Origin of the sequence: Segatella copri (genome assembly GCF_015074785.1) — a bacterium.
Taxonomy (GTDB): Bacteria; Bacteroidota; Bacteroidia; order Bacteroidales; family Bacteroidaceae; genus Prevotella.
This window is the reverse complement of sequence record NZ_CP042464.1, coordinates 3,387,501-3,405,370: the sequence shown is the minus strand read 5'-3', so window position 1 is coordinate 3,405,370 and position 17,870 is coordinate 3,387,501. Positions and strand designations below refer to the sequence as shown.

15 protein-coding genes and 1 pseudogene (1 of these 16 only partly in view) are annotated in these 17,870 nt (G+C 41.4%); 3 read left to right on the top strand and 13 right to left on the bottom strand.

The window, feature by feature from the left end; translation table 11 throughout:
• Nucleotides 1-5 precede the first annotated feature (5 nt).
• From priA to FO447_RS13920, 10 genes and pseudogenes are all read right to left on the bottom strand, one after another.
• The gene (gene priA, locus FO447_RS13965; RefSeq protein WP_117727220.1) at nt 6-2,276 is read right to left on the bottom strand and encodes a replication restart helicase PriA; all 2,271 of its coding nucleotides are present in this window, start codon (nt 2,274-2,276) and stop codon (nt 6-8) included.
• A gap of 171 nt (nt 2,277-2,447) precedes the next feature.
• Entirely contained in the window at nt 2,448-3,062 is a 615-nt protein-coding gene (locus FO447_RS13960; protein ID WP_117727221.1) for a porin family protein, read from the bottom strand.
• Between the two features lie 28 nt (nt 3,063-3,090).
• Entirely contained in the window at nt 3,091-4,149 is a 1,059-nt protein-coding gene (gldN, locus tag FO447_RS13955; RefSeq protein ID WP_200756895.1) for a gliding motility protein GldN, read from the bottom strand.
• Nucleotides 4,150-4,269: 120 nt separating this feature from the next.
• Nucleotides 4,270-5,166: pseudogene (gene gldM, locus FO447_RS13950) on the bottom strand (gliding motility protein GldM); the annotation flags it as partial.
• A 228-nt stretch (nt 5,167-5,394) separates the two neighbouring features.
• Nucleotides 5,395-6,126, bottom strand: coding sequence for a gliding motility protein GldL (gldL, locus tag FO447_RS13945; RefSeq protein WP_118085877.1), 732 nt, complete (start codon nt 6,124-6,126; stop codon nt 5,395-5,397).
• 5 nt (nt 6,127-6,131) lie between these two features.
• The gene (locus FO447_RS13940) at nt 6,132-7,592 is read right to left on the bottom strand and encodes an SUMF1/EgtB/PvdO family nonheme iron enzyme (protein WP_118085876.1); all 1,461 of its coding nucleotides are present in this window, start codon (nt 7,590-7,592) and stop codon (nt 6,132-6,134) included.
• Between the two features lie 38 nt (nt 7,593-7,630).
• Entirely contained in the window at nt 7,631-8,593 is a 963-nt protein-coding gene (locus FO447_RS13935; protein ID WP_200756891.1) for a PorP/SprF family type IX secretion system membrane protein, read from the bottom strand.
• Nucleotides 8,594-8,835: 242 nt separating this feature from the next.
• A complete protein-coding gene (locus FO447_RS13930; protein ID WP_367397237.1) occupies nt 8,836-9,741 on the bottom strand; it encodes a nucleotidyl transferase AbiEii/AbiGii toxin family protein in 906 nt (301 codons plus the stop codon).
• A 10-nt stretch (nt 9,742-9,751) separates the two neighbouring features.
• A complete protein-coding gene (locus tag FO447_RS13925; RefSeq protein WP_089543958.1) occupies nt 9,752-10,381 on the bottom strand; it encodes a DUF6088 family protein in 630 nt (209 codons plus the stop codon).
• 594 nt (nt 10,382-10,975) lie between these two features.
• Complete coding sequence (locus tag FO447_RS13920) at nt 10,976-12,262, bottom strand: IS1380 family transposase (RefSeq protein WP_200756500.1); 1,287 nt, start codon at nt 12,260-12,262, stop codon at nt 10,976-10,978.
• A 141-nt stretch (nt 12,263-12,403) separates the two neighbouring features.
• Between FO447_RS13920 and FO447_RS13915 the strand changes: the two genes are divergently transcribed.
• The 3 genes from FO447_RS13915 to FO447_RS13905 all read left to right on the top strand — a co-directional run bounded on the left by FO447_RS13915 (nt 12,404) and on the right by FO447_RS13905 (nt 15,299).
• Nucleotides 12,404-13,366 (top strand): CfxA family broad-spectrum class A beta-lactamase, encoded by a 963-nt coding sequence (locus tag FO447_RS13915; protein WP_118082167.1) that lies wholly within the window; start codon nt 12,404-12,406, stop codon nt 13,364-13,366.
• 122 nt (nt 13,367-13,488) lie between these two features.
• Nucleotides 13,489-14,712, top strand: coding sequence for a transposase (locus FO447_RS13910; protein WP_200756887.1), 1,224 nt, complete (start codon nt 13,489-13,491; stop codon nt 14,710-14,712).
• A gap of 143 nt (nt 14,713-14,855) precedes the next feature.
• Nucleotides 14,856-15,299, top strand: a complete 444-nt coding sequence (locus FO447_RS13905; RefSeq protein WP_147337160.1) for a hypothetical protein — start codon at nt 14,856-14,858, stop codon at nt 15,297-15,299.
• Between the two features lie 258 nt (nt 15,300-15,557).
• Here the strand turns inward: FO447_RS13905 and FO447_RS13900 are convergent, their stop codons facing one another.
• From FO447_RS13900 to FO447_RS13890, 3 genes are all read right to left on the bottom strand, one after another.
• The gene (locus FO447_RS13900; RefSeq protein ID WP_200756886.1) at nt 15,558-16,931 is read right to left on the bottom strand and encodes a tyrosine-type recombinase/integrase; all 1,374 of its coding nucleotides are present in this window, start codon (nt 16,929-16,931) and stop codon (nt 15,558-15,560) included.
• 326 nt (nt 16,932-17,257) lie between these two features.
• Entirely contained in the window at nt 17,258-17,479 is a 222-nt protein-coding gene (locus FO447_RS13895; RefSeq protein WP_006848869.1) for a DUF2795 domain-containing protein, read from the bottom strand.
• A gap of 93 nt (nt 17,480-17,572) precedes the next feature.
• Nucleotides 17,573-17,870 carry the 3' portion of a hypothetical protein gene (locus FO447_RS13890; RefSeq protein WP_151201837.1) on the bottom strand. 185 nt of this gene lie beyond the right edge of the window, so 298 of the gene's 483 nt are visible here — the last part of the coding sequence; its start codon lies beyond the right edge, outside the window; it ends in the stop codon at nt 17,573-17,575.

The following is a 17,870-nucleotide window of genomic DNA, read 5'->3' as shown; positions in this document are numbered from 1 at the left end:
GGAAACTACAATGGGTCTACATCATAATAAATCTGCAGAGCTCCATATCTCGGATCCTTTCCCATCTGTTGCTGAGCAAACTTCAGATATTCTCTTACCTTCTGCTGATCAATACCATTTTCCAGTTTGATAACAATCTTTCGAATGTTCATCGTTTTAACCCTTGCCACAGCAGGTTTATCCGGTCCCAACACACGCTCGCCAAACCAGCTTCTCAGCGTTTTGCTTAGTTCATAGCCAGCCTGTTCGCATACCTTATCATATTTATGTTTTACATACACATTAATCAGGTGAAAGAAAGGTGGATAATGAAAAGTTCTTCTCTCCTCCAGAATACCCTGATACAAGCCTTCATAATCATTATGCACCACCTGTCCGATGACAGGCAAGGTAGGATTCTTGGTCTGTAGAATCACCAAGCCACGTTTACCTTTTCTTCCAGCTCTACCACTCACCTGTGCCATCATCATGAAAGCATGCTCGTAGGCACGGAAATCGGGATAGTTGAGCATCGAATCAGCATTCAGGATGCCAACTACACTTACCTTATCGAAATCGAGACCCTTAGAAACCATCTGTGTGCCTATGAGAAGATTCGTCCTGCCTTCAGAGAAGTCTGCGATAAGACGTTCGTAGGCATTTCGTGTACGTGTTGTATCCAAATCCATTCTGGCAATCTTGGCTTCCGGAAAGATTTCAGCTATCTGGTCTTCTATCTTCTCGGTACCAAAACCACGTCCCATGATTTCCGTACTGCCACAGTTAGGACATTCCGTAGGAACCGGATAAGTGTAACCACAATAATGGCAAGTCAGCAGGTTAATGCTTTTGTGTAACGTAAGCGAGACATCACAGTTCTTACATTTCGGCACCCAACCACATACCTTACATTCAACCATCGGCGCAAAACCACGACGATTCTGAAAGAGAATTGCCTGTTGCCCATTCTTCAAAGCCTCTCTTACTGCAGCCAAAAGCTGTGGAGAGAAAGGACCGCTCATCATCTTACGGCGGCGCAAGTCTTTTACATCTACCACCTGAATTTCCGGCAACTGAATACCTTTGTATCTTGTCTTCAGTTCTACCAGTCCATACTTACCTTGCTGCGCATTATAATAACTCTCCATCGAAGGCGTAGCCGTACCCAATAATGTCTTTGCCCCATACATCTTGGCAAGCACTATGGCAGCACTTCTGGCATGGTAGCGCGGAGCAGGATCCTGTTGTTTAAAGGAAGTCTCGTGCTCTTCGTCTATGATGACGAGTCCCAAAGCCTTAAAAGGCAGGAAGACGGCACTTCTTGCACCCAGGATTACATCATAGGGATGATCAGAGAGTTGTTTCTGCCAGATTTCTACACGCTCAGCATCACTATATTTAGAATGGTAGATGCCCAGCCGGTCGCCGAAAACTCTATGAAGGCGCTCCATGATTTGTACGGTCAGAGCGATTTCCGGCAGAAGATAGAGCACCTGCTTATGCTCCTCAATGGCTTTTCTGATAAGATGAATGTAGATTTCCGTCTTTCCGCTGGATGTCACACCATGAAGCAATACAACATCCTTTTTCATCATTTGCATCAGGATACCATTATAGGCATCTTGCTGTGCCAATGAGAGAGGTTTAATCAGATCTAGATGAGATTCTCCATTCGTATTCAATCGTCCTATTTCCAATTCATAAGTAAAGAGAATTCCCCTGTCGATAAGCGCCTTGACAACAGCAGCCGTACAATGGCTCTCGTTCATCAGTTCTTCCTTGGTCACTTTTTTTATGCCTTCCCTAGGCGTATCGCCATCAAGACTGTCCCAATGCGAGAGACTCAGAAAGGTGGTTAAAGTCTTGGCTTGCTTCAAGGCTCTCTGCACCAGGTTGAGCGCTACATGAAGTGCCTGCTCACTACGGTACGTACTGGCAAGTTCTACATAGAGTTCCATCTTGGGCTTGAATTTCTCTGTAGACTTCAGTCCACCTGGCATAGCAGCATTATAGACATCGCCTAACGGAGCCATATAATAATAGCCAATCCATTGCCACAATCTCATCTGCTGAGGCAACAGCGAAGGGGTACTGTCAAGTACCGCCTCGACAGGTTTGCAGGAGAATGCAGGCTTATCATCATGCAGCCGGGTAGCCATTGCGATATATTTCTTACTTTTACCAAGAGGAACCAGTAAGCGTACCCCAGGCACAACTTTCCCTTCCATCCCATCAGGGACAGAATAAGTAAAGGTTCCGTCGAGCGGAAGGGGTAATATCACATCTACATACTTCATATCTAATCTTCTTTAACCTTGAAATATCCGTTATTCAGACTTTCGACTTGCAAAGTTAGCAAAAAAAAAGCAGATACCCATCATCGGATACCTGCTTTTATATATTTTAAGATGTACTAGGCGAGACCATACGATGTTCTCACCCATAATCTGTCCTGTTCTTTTACGAGATTAGAACCAATAACCCAAAGCAATCTGCCAACAGTTATTCTTACTGTTACCCTTCTCAATAACATTGCTGCTTACATCCTTCCAGGTTGCATCAGCAGTCTTACCGCAAGCGATGTTATAGTTCGCAGAGAGCTGGAGATGGCTCAGCAGGGTAACACCCAAACCTACGTTTACGCTGAAGTTTGTTTTCTTCAGAGAATAGCAGCTGGAATCATTCCACTTGAAGTTCTTGTCACCAACGTTGATACCCCACTGTGGACCAGCGAAAACGAAAACATTAGCCAAGCTGCTCAAACCGAAGCCATAACGTACGTTTACAGGAATATTAAGAGATTTCTGAGTCATTGTTGTCTCTACATTCTCAGCAGAAACCTTAGCTTCCTTCTGATCGTACAAGGCAGCAGCATCAAAGCTCAAGCCAACAACAGGGATAGTAACCTTTACCATTGGACCTACAAAGAAACCAGTCTTGTTAGATGCATCGAATACATCGTTACTCAAAGACATGTTAGTAACATCCAAACCGCCCTTCAAACCAAACTTAATCTGGGCATTAGCATTTGTAGCAAACATCATGGCTGCTACAACCATTAATACTGATAAAACTTTCTTCATTCTATATTTACTTTAATTCTTATATAAATTAATGACGCTCTCTACGAACCGTTACCCTAGCTGAGCCACCAGAAGAAACATTGCTTCCTCCTGACCTGCGTTTTTTAACAGTAGAAGTCTTAGCTGATTTAGATGCAGAACCACTTCTTCTGTTACGGCTTTTCTTCAGAGTCTTGGCATCCATATTCTTTTCAGCCTTGGCAATACTGTCAAGAGAATCCTTCCTAGCCTGATTACCCCAGATATTCTTCTCAAAGGCTTCCAACTCAGCCTCAATGCGCTTCTGTTCCTTCGCCATAGCCGTATCCGAAGGACAGTATTGTGCCAGAGTATTGCCCTGCATATTATTGGTCTTGTAGATTTTACCCTGATACAGATTCTTGGTAAAATAATCTTCTGCACTCATCACAGCAGCATTGTTCACATTACTGGTCATCAGCTGCTGCTTAGCCAGGAAAGGAGCCAGATCATCATACTTCACCCAGAAGAGCGGATACTTGTTTCCTACATCTCCAAAGTCATCATCACGGGTCATGATAGGGCACAAAGCCAATACCTTGGTATGGAAAGAAGCTGTTTTCTGGTCATAATAAGAAGTCTCCTTCACATAGTACGCCTTCACTTCAGCTGATGGAATATCGCTGTCATCAATATGCACCTTTCCGTTATCAGTCTTCTCGTAGTAGATATGATAATTATCTACGAATGCTTTCGGAGTAAGACGGTTGGCTGCAGAGAAGTCTTCATTACCATCCATACGATACTGATAAACAGGCACTTTACCCGTAAACATCAGTTTAAAGATATAGGTAAAGAGATTCATCTTACCATCTGTTGGCTCTACAGGATAATACAAGGCAGCATTGGCATCATCTGTGAGATTGAGTTCACGATAGATGTCTCTTCTCCAAACCACGTCCTCATCCATCGGGATGGCTGTAGGGAAATAAAGTTTGGCACGCAAGGTCATATTGTCAGCATTCGACTGTTGTGCCTTTTGCTGAGCCTGCTTTCTGCGAGCCGCTGGCTGTGCCATGATGCTCTGCACCATTCCCAAAAGCATGAATATGAATAATATCTTTTTCATTACATTGAACTTTGAACATTGAACTTTGAACTTGATGTATGATAAGTAAAGCCGTTGAATTGGCTTTCCCTTCGGACGCCGAACGTTGTTTCTTCACTCTTCGTTCTTCACTTACTTCACTTACCTAACGATAACTTCCATTGCTGCCGGCAGATTTCGGGTAATTCCATCAGGACCTACAGCCTTGATATGCGAGATATAGAAGCGTCGGTTTCTTGACAGTTTTCTGAACTCTTCGCGCTGTCGTTCTGAGAAATTGGAACCCGCCGAAGCCAAAGGTATGGCATTTCCCATATTATCAAAGAATATGGTTTCGAAGCCCAGCACCTTAAACGGAATATCAAGGAGTCCGTCATCTATGGCTGCATGAATGCCTGGAGCACCCATCAGAGCACCTTTCGATAGAGCACCACCTCTAAATCTATCTGTACCCATCGCAATATAAGCTGTTGGGTCAGGAAGTTTTCTTACATGGAATACGAATGGAGGCAGACTTCTCACCTGTCCCTTATCGCGGGCTGTCACATGGATGGTAACATCCTTACCCACCGCTGAAGGTGTAGCCACGAAATGACCATTGCCCTTAGCTACGAAAGAACCGCCTGTCATGGAAGCAGAGATAGCATTTGCCGGAACACCAGGAACGCTGATGCTGATAGGATTGGCATAGCCTGCATAGAGCACATTCATCAGGTCGGCAGCAACGGTAGCTGTATTAGGAACAGGCAATACGGTGTATTTCTGAACGAAATTGCGTCGCATCATCTCGCCATTCTTGCCTCTCATCAGAATGTAACCGCCAAACTGATGCTCACCTACGCCACCTGCCACAAAACTGTATCTGCCATTCTCGGCATTCAGCCTACTACCATTCACATAGATTTCCGGGCGCTGTGTACTGTCTATTGCAGCCATCACCACATGCGAATTGAAACGTTCACCGGCATAGAGGGTTGTTTTCTCTGGAATAACGAATGCATCGAGTTCATTCACATTCAGTTCTACCAGATCTATATTTTTCTTCTCCTCATCCGATTTCTTCCCATCATCGGCAAGACTTTTCTTGATTTTCTCGACAACAGACTTGCCTTTGACACCGAATTCCTCATCTGTAGGAGTATTCAGCGCCAACATAGCCATCAGGATGACATACATCAGGTTAATCATCTTCTGGCGAGGCGAAACCGGTCTTTTCTTGATTGCCATGGATATAAATTTGCTTGATTCTATTTATTTTCTTCGTCTTTACTCTTCACTTGTTACATGAGGAGCCGCCACACGCATATTGATGGTCATGGCATCAATCATACGGGTATAAATTTTGTTCAACTGTTCTATCTGCTTTGCCATCATCTTGGTCTGCTCATTGATCTGGTCAATGGTACCAATCTGCTGGCTGGCACTTTTCAGCTGCATCTCGTATACCCTGCTGATACCTGTCAAGGTACGGTTCAGATTCTCCATCTCCTCGCTGTCACGAGTCAGTCGGCTACTCTGTTCGTTTACCTTACTCAAGGTTTCTACCAGGCTCTTCAACTGTTCTACGTAGCTGTTCTGAACTTCCACCACCTCAGGATTAAGTGGAGTCAGTTCTGGCGCAGCAGTCATTACAGGAGAGACAGGAGAAGAAACCTGAGGTTGAATGGTTTCAGAACGATTCTTGGCAGTCATCATTTCTTCAGCCGACACCTTTCCTTCCAGATACTCCTCTGTAGCATGGGTAGGCAAGTCTCTACCTTCGGCAGTCTTGTCGAAAGGACGGTCGAAAGCAGAAAGGAAGAACACGAGAATCTCGGTTCCCATACCTAAGAAAAGCATGAGATTGGCACCAGGAAGATGGGTCAACTTAAAGAGGGTACCAGCGATTACGATAGAGGCACCCCAGCTGTAAGCATAGTTAAGGAATGTCTGACCCGGCACACTATCCATCCACTTCTGTAAGCGGTATACGATATTGAATTTGCTATAATAGCTCATATTATTTATCTCCTATTCTTATTCTTCAATGGTTTCTGTTTTCCGCTAGCCGTAGTAGCAAAACTTCTCACACAACGGAATCCGATGTATGAGCGAGGCTGATTCTGGTACTCGAAAGTGCGCCATGCCGAACGGATAAACGACTCTGGGTCTTTCCAGGAACCACCTCTTACACTCTTCTTCTTCAAACGGTAAGGATCTTCTATGGCAGCATTATACTGTAAAGTTGGGTTAAAATCGCTCATTGCGTCAACACCCGCCTCTGTATAAACGGTACTTGTCCACTCTGCCACATTACCAGCCATATCGTAAAGTCCATTAGAATTTGGCGAATAGATAGCCACCTTACTGGTTATCAGGTTGCCGTCTTTGGTATAGTTGCCCCTGTCTGGTTTGAAATTGGCGTAAAAACAGCCATCCCCATTCTTCACATCCGCATTGTCCCAAGGAAATTCATTCTGGTTCTTGCCTCTTGCAGCATATTCCCATTCTGCCTCGGTTGGCAGACGGTAACGCTGCACATATCTAGCTTCAGGACCTAAACCCTTCAACAGATAGTCTGTTCTCCAGGCGCAGAAGGCATTTGCCTGTTCCCAGGTAACACCGACTACCGGATAGTCATTATACGCAGGATTGCTGAAATAACTTCTCAGATAGGTTTCATTCTCTGCATTTCTGAAGTCGTTTACCCAACAGGTAGTGTCAGGATAAACATTCACGATATAGGTATTCAGGAAATCCCATGGTCCTGAAAGCGGACGGTTGATAGTCTCACGCACTACTCTACCCTCATCATCGTAATAAGCAGTATCTTTCGAAATCATCACCACCTCGTCCGGATTTATCTTCACATCGGTGTTGAAGGTACGTTCCTGTGGATTCAGGCGGAACTTACGCTGAGCCGCAGCTGTATAATCATAGATTTCGTATTTATAGTTGAGCTGGCGCCAGTCGATGAGTTTTTCTCCTGTAACCGGATTGGTTTCATACAAACTTTCAAAAGCTCTCTGCTCATCCTCATTAGGTTTCTTAGGCAGCGCTTTCTTCCAGTTTACATGAGGTGTAACCGGATCGCCATTCTTATCTTCAGTAATCATGTAAGTCTCGTCGCCTCCATAAGCAGGATCAGCCAGACGGGTACGAAGAATAGAATCGCGCACATAAGCCACAAACTGCTTATATTCTGAATTGGTGATTTCGGTATCATCCATCCAGAATCCATCCACCGACACATCCTTGCGTGGTGTTTTCATTCCCCAGAGTGAGTCTTGGGTCTCCATTCCCATTTTCAGGAAGCCACGGTTTATCTTTACCATACCATAAGGGGCTGGCTCTACAAAGCTTCTACCGCTCACGCCAACCACCTCGCCACCTCTGCCTGCAACAGAAGCTTGCTTGGCACCGAAGCAGCCGCTCAAGGTGAGCAATATAGCGAATGCACTAAGGAGCAATATACTTTTCTTCATTGTTTTATGATTCTACTATGTTCTTATTTCTATTTACATTATAATATTCTGACGCTCTGATGGCGGTTTCTGCCTTTCTTGGTCAGGTTGATCTCGGTCTGATACCCTACAAAGAGTTCATGACTGCCATTTCCTGCACTGAGTTTGGAGGTGTATGCCTCGTAACTGTAACCAAGCACTACCCCATGAAAACTACCGCCTACCAGCACGGTTACCGATCTGTCCGGACTGTAGGTCACACCACCATACAACATCCGTTTCTCATATTGGTAAACTAACCTTCCTGTCAGGTCGCCTCGCCATGTGGTACCATCTGTTGTAACAAGAACAGACGGCTTTATTGTTAAGAACGGATTTCTCAGTCGAATATTGTATCCACCTGTCAAATAATATGTGGCATCTATTTTCAATTCGTTGGTCTCACCTAGATTTATCGTAGGCGATGTAAGATGCTGGGCAGAAAGTCCTACGTACCAAGCCTTATGCTGGTAATACAGACCCAGGCTCAAATCCATTCCGCTTCCATTTACGTCTGAAGTAGAAAAGGCAGGGTCACCACTTTCTCCCAAATCCACCTTGCTTCCATCAAACTTCTCACTCAGCATGCCTCCTTGCACACCCACGCTCAGCGTTCCACCCAGGAGTTTATTCTGCAAAGCATACTGTAAAGCCAGTCGCTGATGAGTAAAAAGACCAATCTGGTCATTCTGTAGCGACAAGCCTACTCCATGCCGGTGATTGAGCAAGAAGAAAGGCATGTCAGCCGCCACCTGAAAGGTACGGGGGTTATGTTCGAATCCAGCCATATCAAGCGCGTAGGCCGCCGCAACATTAAGTTTCGACTGCTTACCCACAGCAGCAGGATTGAATGATGGTTCCATGTCAAAATAATGACTGAAGGAAGGATCATACTGTGCCCTCATTTCGAGCACCCCCACTAGCAGAATCCATATAATGATAAATCTTTTCAACACAATAAGATAACGGAATTTCTTACACATTATTATATATAAGCAAGAAACAAAAGATGAAAAAGGCTACCCTCTTATAAGAGAGCAGCCCTATCATCGAGATTAATACTCGTCATCATTCCAGAGGAATATTAGGGCTGAATACCAAACACTTATAGCCTTCTAACTTTTTTATTGAACATTTTATTAAGGAGTAAAAGTCGCTAAAAGGCTTTTCTAAACCTATCTTGCAACTCCTTGATTCGCTCTAAAAGTTTTTCGAAAGATAAAGTCTAACCATAGATAAAGTGGTTACACATCTCTGCATAATCACCTTCCCAATCCTTCATCAACTCTTGCCTAGGAACGAAATCAATCTCACTAGGCATCAACTTAGAATAATCTACATACCCAACAGCATAGTATATGGAACGATGCTTAACTATACGCTCATACAAATCAATATCCTGCAGGGCTTGTTTGCCAAATTCTGTATCCATCAAGCGTTCGAGATCATAAAGATGTCTAGACATTCGGACATGACGAGGAGTCTGTTTCTGAAATTCCTCGCATAGCAGGAATGCCTTCTCTAGGAATGTTCGAGTAGGCACAACTGTTCTGACCGTAGCTGTAGCCGCCGCATCTTCTCCAGGGAAAGTCTGCTCAATATATGATGAAATCAAACGGTCTTCCGTAGGTTCATTCATAGACAAGCAACTAATCTCTATCTTAACTCTTGGCGGAATATACTCTATCGTATGACCAAGCATAGACTCATAATGAACGAGAATGACAGATGGATCCTTATCACTTGCAACGGGACTTGCCTTACCATCCTCATCAATTTCCTCTACTACATTTTCTATATGGTATCCTTCCACACCAAGTTTCTTTAGATTTTCATCCAACTCTGCTGAAACTGTATCAAGAAAATACCTACGTGCCTTCTTGCGAAGCTTTTCACGCTGATTCTTTGTCGTCTTCTCTATACCGAAGAATTCATGGTTTACAGATAAATCTATATCCTCACTGAATCTTTCTATCAAATTCCATCCTTTACTGAGACTTGTACCTCCCTTAAAGATGAGTTGATCTGCACATGAACATTTGAAAAGAGCGTTGAGCACCACAGTTACCCACCAGTCCTTTTCAATTGCAACCTGATTAATACGAAACTTCTCTTCCGCACGTTGCAACATTGCTATTCGTTCATCTATTGTGTGATTTAACCAAAGTGTCATAATGCTCGTTTTTATCTATTATATCAGTTATCAGCTTTCTCATCCATACTGGCATGAGAGTAAGATCTTGTACAAACAAGTCTTTATGTTCCTCTTCATTGACCAATTTTCTAATGGTAGAGAGTTCTTGATTACCTACATTCTTTTGTCCTAATGTTCTAAGAGCTTGTACAAGAAGCGCTGCCAACACAGTCTGAAAAGCAAAGTTCTTAGGAACACTTCTCTTCAACTCTATAGTCCGATTTCCAAGAGTCAAGACTCTTCCACTTCCCGATGTCAGATAAGTATATTTGGTAGGCACCTGTGTTGAGAGTCCAAGTTTGTTGAGCGCTGTAACTCCTGAAGGTTGTATTTGTACCTTATCTCGCTGGGCTATAGCCATCACCATTTCATCTATTGATGGATAGACTATCCCAAATCGGGTATTCTTAGGGCGAAGATAAACCCCATTAGCTAATCGAACTATATTTCCCTTTTTTTCTTCTACAGAAAGTGCACGACTTACCACCTTCTCATTATCATTGATGTCAGAGAAGTCTGAGATGAAGAGAATCTGCCCTTCACTTGTCTCGTATATACGGTTTGCTATTTCTGCCATATCGTTTTCTTTCTTTAATGGTGCAAAAATACAAAAAATCAGCGATATGTGTAACACCCCGCCGATTCAATTAACTTTTTTTATGTAGAAAACTTTGCAAATATTTTCCACAATCACTTATTTTTATTCACTCTTAGCTGTCTGTGGTACTCACGGCTCTTGCGTTGTAGTTCTTCCTTATGACTGGCATAATATCGACGTTGATACTCTTTTTTCGTGGCAGTTTTTCACTCTTTAAGAGACATACAGGCAAATTCTCCGAATGAATCTGGATACTGCTTGATTATTGCAGTAAAGACTGCGGACAAGACCTGCACGACAATGGAGTTTCCGGCTCGCCAATATAGAGAATAGTCAGAAGTCTTACGATGACGACCATTTATAAACATAAGTTTCGCTATTTGTTCTTTTGTGTAACCTTCTTTACCTCAAATCCGCAACCTATAGGGTTTAGTGGGATTTTGCTTGCAAAGCGACAAAATTCATTTTATTGTACATATTTCTTGCACAACAGAAATGTCGCAGACACAAAATCCCCTTACCCCATAAAGCGACTTGAGGTAATACGCTGGTTTAACCAGAAAAGCATGGTCTTTAACCAAAGTCTGTCTTGAACAGGTTGGCATAAGCATTGTTGTCTGAGTAAATGTTCAATACATGCCTACGTGATGTCTTAATCCATTTCGCAGGAACAGAGATGAACTTGAAAACAAAGGTCTTGATTCTGCTGGTGGCACGCAATCCAAATTCATGGGTTTTCAATCTCTGCATAATAGCTTTGTAGAAGTTTCTGATGAGAGCTGTCATAAGCAGGAATACAGTATTCTGTGCCATGAACGATTTTGGCAATCGATTCCAGCCAAAGCCATTGTTCATGTCATCGAAGATGCGTTCCTTGCCACCACGAAGATTGTAGAATTCCACGATGTCTCTTGCACTCGACTTGTAATCGTTAGTCAGTATACATCTGTAGGTATATTCGCCTTCCCAAATGTCAAGGTCTCCATCTATTCGCCTTTGTCTCTGTATGACAAGACGATACGGTTTTCCTTTCCATTTCTCAACAAGGATAGAATTCAACTCAAACTCAATACCGTTGATTTCAACAGTTTTCCATCCAGTTAAGGCAAACATGGAATCGTAGAAAGAAGAGCATCTGTTGGCACGAATATAAAAATGCCTGCAATGAGCCTCTACCATATCTACGATTTCCTCCGAACATGAGCCGCAATCCATGCGGGCACGAGAAATATATATTTCCGAAGCCTCCAATCGCTTGAAGATTCTTTCCAAAGTTTCTTTTTGGTTGAAGCGTACGTTTGTGTTGCCGTCTCTATTTTCAATACCAACAATCATGTCGTTAATGACAGCTACGCCTGGACTATAGCCCAAGAACTTCTTGTAGGTTGGTTTTGCATCATACTTCTCTGTTTCAATGAACTGATGGTCAAAGTCAAAATCATACTCTTGACCGGATTTCAATTGACCAGTAGCAAGCAGGGCATTGACCAGTAAGCAGTTCATCTTGTCTGCAGTATTGAAATCATAGGATTTGCCAGAAGCAGACTTATAGGTGATGCTCTTAAAAGTCAGTTCTTCGATAGCACGTAATATGGTGTCTGCGCTGCAAGTGCGAAGAGTTGGATGAAGAGACAAATGTTTCATCAGGTGAGTTGTAACATCCTCAATGCATGAGCCACCACAAAGATATACGCACATCAGAGAGCGTAGAATCTCGCTATATTGATAACCAAACATAGTGCATCTCAATCCCAAGGTGGAATCTATGGTTTGAGCTAAAAGAGCATCAAATTGCTCCATAATCGAAAAAATTCCCCCAAAAGGAGTGAGTTTCTCAGATTTTATTTGTATCTTTGCCATGTCATATTAGAGTTTTGCTTGTCTTCTTTTCGCAACACTAAGGTAAGTGAAAATTCTGACATGGCAAAATCCTGGGTAACTTTTTTGTTGCTCAGGCACTTATAAATAATATTAAACTATAGTGTTGCGGAATTAAGGAACATGAAAAAAAACAGAAAAAAGCAAATCGTAGTTTTGTGTATAGCTTTAGTTTGCATCTTCATCTTGGTGTTCTCATTGTCCCATAAATCAGCTACAAAAGGTAGCGCGAATCCTCCATTAACAGATGTTTTGACTGATAGCATTTCTCAGATTGTCTCGGCTTGTCCTGGTGAAATTGGTGTGGCGGTTATTATTAATAACACAGATACGGTTAGTGTTAATAATAAAAGCATTTATCCTATGATGAGTGTATTTAAGGTTCATCAGGCATTAGCTCTTTGCAATGATTTTGACAAAAAAGGCCTTTCCCTTGATACCTTGGTAAAGATAAATAGGGAAAAACTTGATCCAAAGACATGGAGCCCTATGATGAAAGATTATTCAGCACCAGTTATATCGTTGACAGTAAGAGATCTGTTGCGCTATACTCTTTCCCAGAGCGACAATAATGCAAGCAATATCATGTTTAAGAATATGCTCAATACTGCACAAACAGACAGTTTTATAGCGAAACTCATACCACATTCGAGTTTTCAGATAGCTTATACAGAAGAGGAAATGTCCGCTGACCATGACAAAGCTTACTCTAATTACACATCTCCTCTTGGTGCTGCAATGTTGATGAATCGTTTGTTTACAGAAAGTCTTATCAGTAATGAGAAACAAGATTTCATTAAGAATGCATTGAAAGAATGTAAAACAGGTATAGATAGGATAGTAGCTCCACTTCTTGATAAAGAAGGGGTTGTAATAGCACATAAGACAGGTTCTGGTTATGTCAATGAAAATGGTATTCTTGCAGCTCAGAATGATGTAGCCTATATATGTCTGCCTAATAAGGTCTGCTATACCTTAGCTGTATTTGTTAAGGATTTCAAGGGAAATGAATCACAAGCGTCACAATTTGTTGCGCATATATCAGCGGTAGTATATTCTTTATTAATCAATACTGCGTTAAATTAATATTTAATCGTCTGTAAATCAATAACTTATATTAAGAAATGCTTATGAAAACTTAACTGTAAAAAGTTGGTCAAGTCGCTGATTTTCAGTAACTTTGTAGATCACGACAAATACAATATTACATGAATACAGGACTTGACCAATATATGGATATCTTTAAAGATGCAGTTGAAGATTCAGCTGCAAAGATAACAAAAAGTTTCGAGAAAATACTCATCGAGGTGATAATTTTGTTCATGGTAATACCAAGAAAGATAAATTTCACCCAAATGGGGAGGTATGGCTTGCATGTTGAGCAAACCTATCGCAACGCATTCGGCTTGAAAAAGTCGAAGTGCATTGATTGGCTCAAACTTAATGTCTCACTTGCCAAGCGCTTCTTGGGTAAACAGGGAAGATGGGCTATTGCCATTGATCCCAGCTACATCAGTAAAGCTGGCAAGAAAACACCACATATCGGTCGTTTTTGGTCAGGATGTGCTCAGTCTGTTAAACATGGTCTCGAAATCATGGGTATTGGACTCATTGATATTGATACCAAAGACTGCATGATGTTAAGAGCCCACCAGTCGCTAAATAATAAAGAACTGAGTCTTAGAAACAAGACTATGGTAGATTTCTATATCAGCGTCATTAAGCGTTACCGCAAGGAACTTCTTAAACTCTCAACCCTCATAGTTGCAGATGCTTACTTCTCTACAAGTACATTTGTTAATGGGATAAAGAAAGAAGGTTTCTCTTTGATAAGCCGCTTTCGTGACAATGCTTGTCTCTTTTATGTCTATACTGGTCCACGTACTGGAAAACGTGATCGCCCCAAGACCAAGGATGGCAAGATTGATATGAAGAATCTTGACCTCACTCGAATGGAGAAGATGGAGATGAAAGATATAGAAGGAACAGCTTATACTTTGATTGCCTATTCCAAGGCACTCAAGTGTAAAGTTAGACTTGTCATCTGGCAGATGCCGAATGGCAAGAAGAAACTATTCTTCTCTACAGACACCTCACTTTCGGGTGAAGAGGTACTTCTTTATTATAGAACCAGGTTTCAGATCGAATTTTGCTTTCGTGACGCCAAAGGCTATACTGGTCTTATGGACTGCCAGACTCGCGATAAGTGGAAACTCGATTTTGCTTTCAATGCTTCGTTCACATCACTAAATGTTGCCAAGGTAACTATGAAGGAGATGGGAATGGAATATTCTATGTCTTCATTCAAGTCACTGATGACCAACATTTATCTGGTGAGACGAATTTTTAAAGCATGCGGGTACATCCCGAACCGAACTTTAATTAGCAAGATTTTCAAAGATCTCTCGTGCTTACAGCGTATAGCTGCTTAGCACATTATTGAATTATTAACGAACTATTGTACAAAATCAAGTCCGTTTCATTGCAAAATACTGCATAAAAGACTATAATTCAACTGTTTCAAAGATCGAATTGCCCTTTTTTATTGGACAGTAGTGAAATCGATTGACAAGACATGGAATCAGATTTAGCTATCTTTGCATCCCAAATGCATAATATAAAAGTACGCTACCACATTGTGGGAAAACAAGAAGAGTTGCAAGAGATATATGACCTCTATCAGACTTTCATACAGAAAGAACGCCCTGCTATGGAAGAAGACGAGGCCGATGATTGGGAAGGAAACATCATCTTAGCTCTTGGTGTGGACTATGGGACTTGCAATCTCTGTGGTAATATCAAGAAATGCGAACTTTCAGAAGGCTTTCTCTATATAGAAGCGGAAGAACTCGCATTGATTACTGACTTCCGCGTTCTTCTCAAAAATCGTTTCAAGGATTTGGAAATCTATTTCGCTACAGAAGATCCAGAAAACGAAACATATGTGACTAATGATGCAGATGGCAAGTATTTTCACGACCTGCCTGATGATCATTTCATAGCTCCATTAGATTATTGACGTATGGGACCAAAAACATTTCTAGCAGCTCTAATGTGCCTAATCATCGTAGCCCTCATGTGCTCACCCATTTTCCTCGTATGGCACGGTTTTACTATGGGCGGTTCAGTAATAGTCAGAATAGCATTTATCGTGATAGGGCTCATTCTATTGCGTTTATTCAAGCCAATTTCTAATCTTACTGGCAAGGACTACAAGATATTCTGATAGTTTCGACTATAAAGGCTACAAATTTGATCGAAGGTGGTATCACTCTGTTTAGCGTGATACCACCTTCTTTTGTTTGGCATTCATATCAGGAATGAAGCAGAAGCCAAGTTTGCTTACTACAGTCGCAAGGTTGTCTGGCAAGAATTCTGCATAAACTCGCTCTGTGACGCCTGTTGAAGCGTGACCTAACAATCTGCTTATCTCACTGATTTCAGCTCCGTGTGCAAGCGCTAAAACTGCCCAAGTGTGTCTTGATACATGGAAAGTCAAGTCTTGATTCCATTTTAAATCATGAGATATACAGCGAAGCGAAGTATTGATGGTATTATTCCAGGAATTTCTACGACGGTATATCGCCTCATGGTCATTTATATCGAAGTTCTCTGGCAATAGATCAAAAACAAAGACTTTGTTTATACCCTTCCATTTTTCAAGAATACGAATGAGTGGTTCACTCAAAGGTATGGTATTTCGGTTTCTCGTCTTGACTTGTATTTTACTGATGAAATTCTTGTTGAAATCAATGTCTTTCCATCGGAGCGTCATCACATCAACCATTCGCATACCGCAAGCATGGAAGGCAAACAGCCACATCTCCAAAAACTCTTTTCGTCGAGGCTGTTCGATGGTATTATAAACGGAAACTAACTCAGCAAGTCTCTCTTCAGTGAGATACTTGATATTCCTCTCTTCTTCATCAAGCCGGTCCTCTTCTTTCATATACAAGTCCTGGAGAGATACATTAAGCTGATGAGAGATATAACCTAACTGACAAGCATATTCACACGCCTGAAGAATCGGACATAGAGTCTTGTTGACTGTTGTTGCTTTCTTTTTTGCCAAGAGTCGATACTTACGGAAGTCAAGCAATAAGTCTTCACTAATATCTGAGACATAAATGAATTCCTTATGCTCACCATGTGTACCTTTGTGTTCAAGCAACAGGTATTCCTCAAACTGATTGAGATATGAAATACCATTCTTGCAAGTACTGAAACCTATCTTACCTTTCTCATAACGTTTTTCCATCAACTCTTTAGCAAACTCTATGAAGTCTTTTCCTTCATCAGGTCGCAAAGCATTGTCATTGTCTTCGAGAAAAGATCGAATCACATCACAAGTAATATGTTGATGCATTTCATAATACTTATGTATCTTCACATCTATGTCTTCGATACGCTTATGAAGAGCATGATTATAATACTTATAGTCAATATCAGTCGTGGCACGTATTTCACCAATACCGCAATAGCCTTTCTCATTCCATTCCTTTACTGACACACTTATACCAGTTGATTTACGAATAGAATCAGCATGCCAATTGTATTCTATATACAATGGATACTTTTTACCAGACTGCACCATCTTTGGTATACGCAGTCTCAATCGTCCTTTCGGATAAAGTCTTGAAATTCTTCCCATATTAAAATACCTTTTTATTAATTATGGCACTATGTACGCGAAGATAGTAGAAAAGTTTATCATATCACTCCTTTTTTATAAACTTCAGATGATTTTAGTATGAAGTAAGGAGAATAATAAGAGAAGAAAAGATGAAATTAACCGATCAGAAAAGAAAGAATTTCAGGATATACCGATTATTGATCATTTAATTATGTAAAATAAGGCCATTAGAACGGTAAAATTGGCGGTAAAAGACGGCAAAAAGCCATATAGGAATTTCAAGAGAAATCACCTATATGGCTCATTTCCATTATCTTATACTGATAATCGTAATCGATGAACGATTAGTACTCGTCATCATTCCACAAGAAGTCATCCTTTGAAGGATAATCAGGCCAGATGTCTTCGATGCTTTCGTAAACATCGCCTTCGTCTTCTATCTCCTGCAAATTCTCTAGAACTTCTAGAGGCGCACCAGAGCGAGTTGCATAGTCAATCAACTCTTCTTTTGTTGCAGGCCATGGTGCATCTTCAAGCTTTGAAGCCAATTCAAGTGTCCAATACATAGCTCTATAATTTAACGTTTCTATTATTTTGGCTGCAAAAGTAATACTTTTATTTTAAATTCCAAATATTTATGGAACAAATTTACGCACAAATCAATAATTTACATTAAAATTCTGCTTATATTTGGTTTTATCAAAGAAAACTATACCGCAATCAACCAAATTAAAGGTCAAAACCGTACGATTATCTGTTACAAGTCGAAGCCATACTTTCCCATATTCTGCATCGAGATTAATGTCTGTAACTACTAAAACCGTATCATCAGACACTTTCCAGAGAAACTGCTGGAAATCCTCTCTCTTTAGCAGGGAAGATGCAGAGAGTTCTACTACATTAGGATAAACAGTTCTGATGCGGAAGAGAAGACGTTTCTGTTTGGAGGCATCTTGG

Excerpts from the sequence above, each read along its gene's own strand:
- FO447_RS13925 (WP_089543958.1), bottom strand. The coding sequence starts at position 10,381 with ATGGCAGAAATAGCAAACCGTATATACGAGACAAGTGAAGGGCAGATT.
- FO447_RS13895 (WP_006848869.1), bottom strand. The coding sequence starts at position 17,479 with ATGTATTGGACACTTGAATTGGCTTCAAAGCTTGAAGATGCACCATGG.
- FO447_RS13905 (WP_147337160.1), top strand. The coding sequence starts at position 14,856 with ATGGAATCAGATTTAGCTATCTTTGCATCCCAAATGCATAATATAAAA.
- priA (WP_117727220.1), bottom strand. The coding sequence starts at position 2,276 with ATGAAGTATGTAGATGTGATATTACCCCTTCCGCTCGACGGAACCTTT.
- FO447_RS13910 (WP_200756887.1), top strand. The coding sequence starts at position 13,489 with ATGAATACAGGACTTGACCAATATATGGATATCTTTAAAGATGCAGTT.
- FO447_RS13900 (WP_200756886.1), bottom strand. The coding sequence starts at position 16,931 with ATGGGAAGAATTTCAAGACTTTATCCGAAAGGACGATTGAGACTGCGT.
- FO447_RS13920 (WP_200756500.1), bottom strand. The coding sequence starts at position 12,262 with ATGGCAAAGATACAAATAAAATCTGAGAAACTCACTCCTTTTGGGGGA.
- gldL (WP_118085877.1), bottom strand. The coding sequence starts at position 6,126 with ATGAGCTATTATAGCAAATTCAATATCGTATACCGCTTACAGAAGTGG.
- FO447_RS13940 (WP_118085876.1), bottom strand. The coding sequence starts at position 7,592 with ATGAAGAAAAGTATATTGCTCCTTAGTGCATTCGCTATATTGCTCACC.
- FO447_RS13915 (WP_118082167.1), top strand. The coding sequence starts at position 12,404 with ATGAAAAAAAACAGAAAAAAGCAAATCGTAGTTTTGTGTATAGCTTTA.
- FO447_RS13935 (WP_200756891.1), bottom strand. The coding sequence starts at position 8,593 with ATGTGTAAGAAATTCCGTTATCTTATTGTGTTGAAAAGATTTATCATT.
- gldN (WP_200756895.1), bottom strand. The coding sequence starts at position 4,149 with ATGAAAAAGATATTATTCATATTCATGCTTTTGGGAATGGTGCAGAGC.
- FO447_RS13930 (WP_367397237.1), bottom strand. The coding sequence starts at position 9,741 with ATGTTGCAACGTGCGGAAGAGAAGTTTCGTATTAATCAGGTTGCAATT.
- FO447_RS13960 (WP_117727221.1), bottom strand. The coding sequence starts at position 3,062 with ATGAAGAAAGTTTTATCAGTATTAATGGTTGTAGCAGCCATGATGTTT.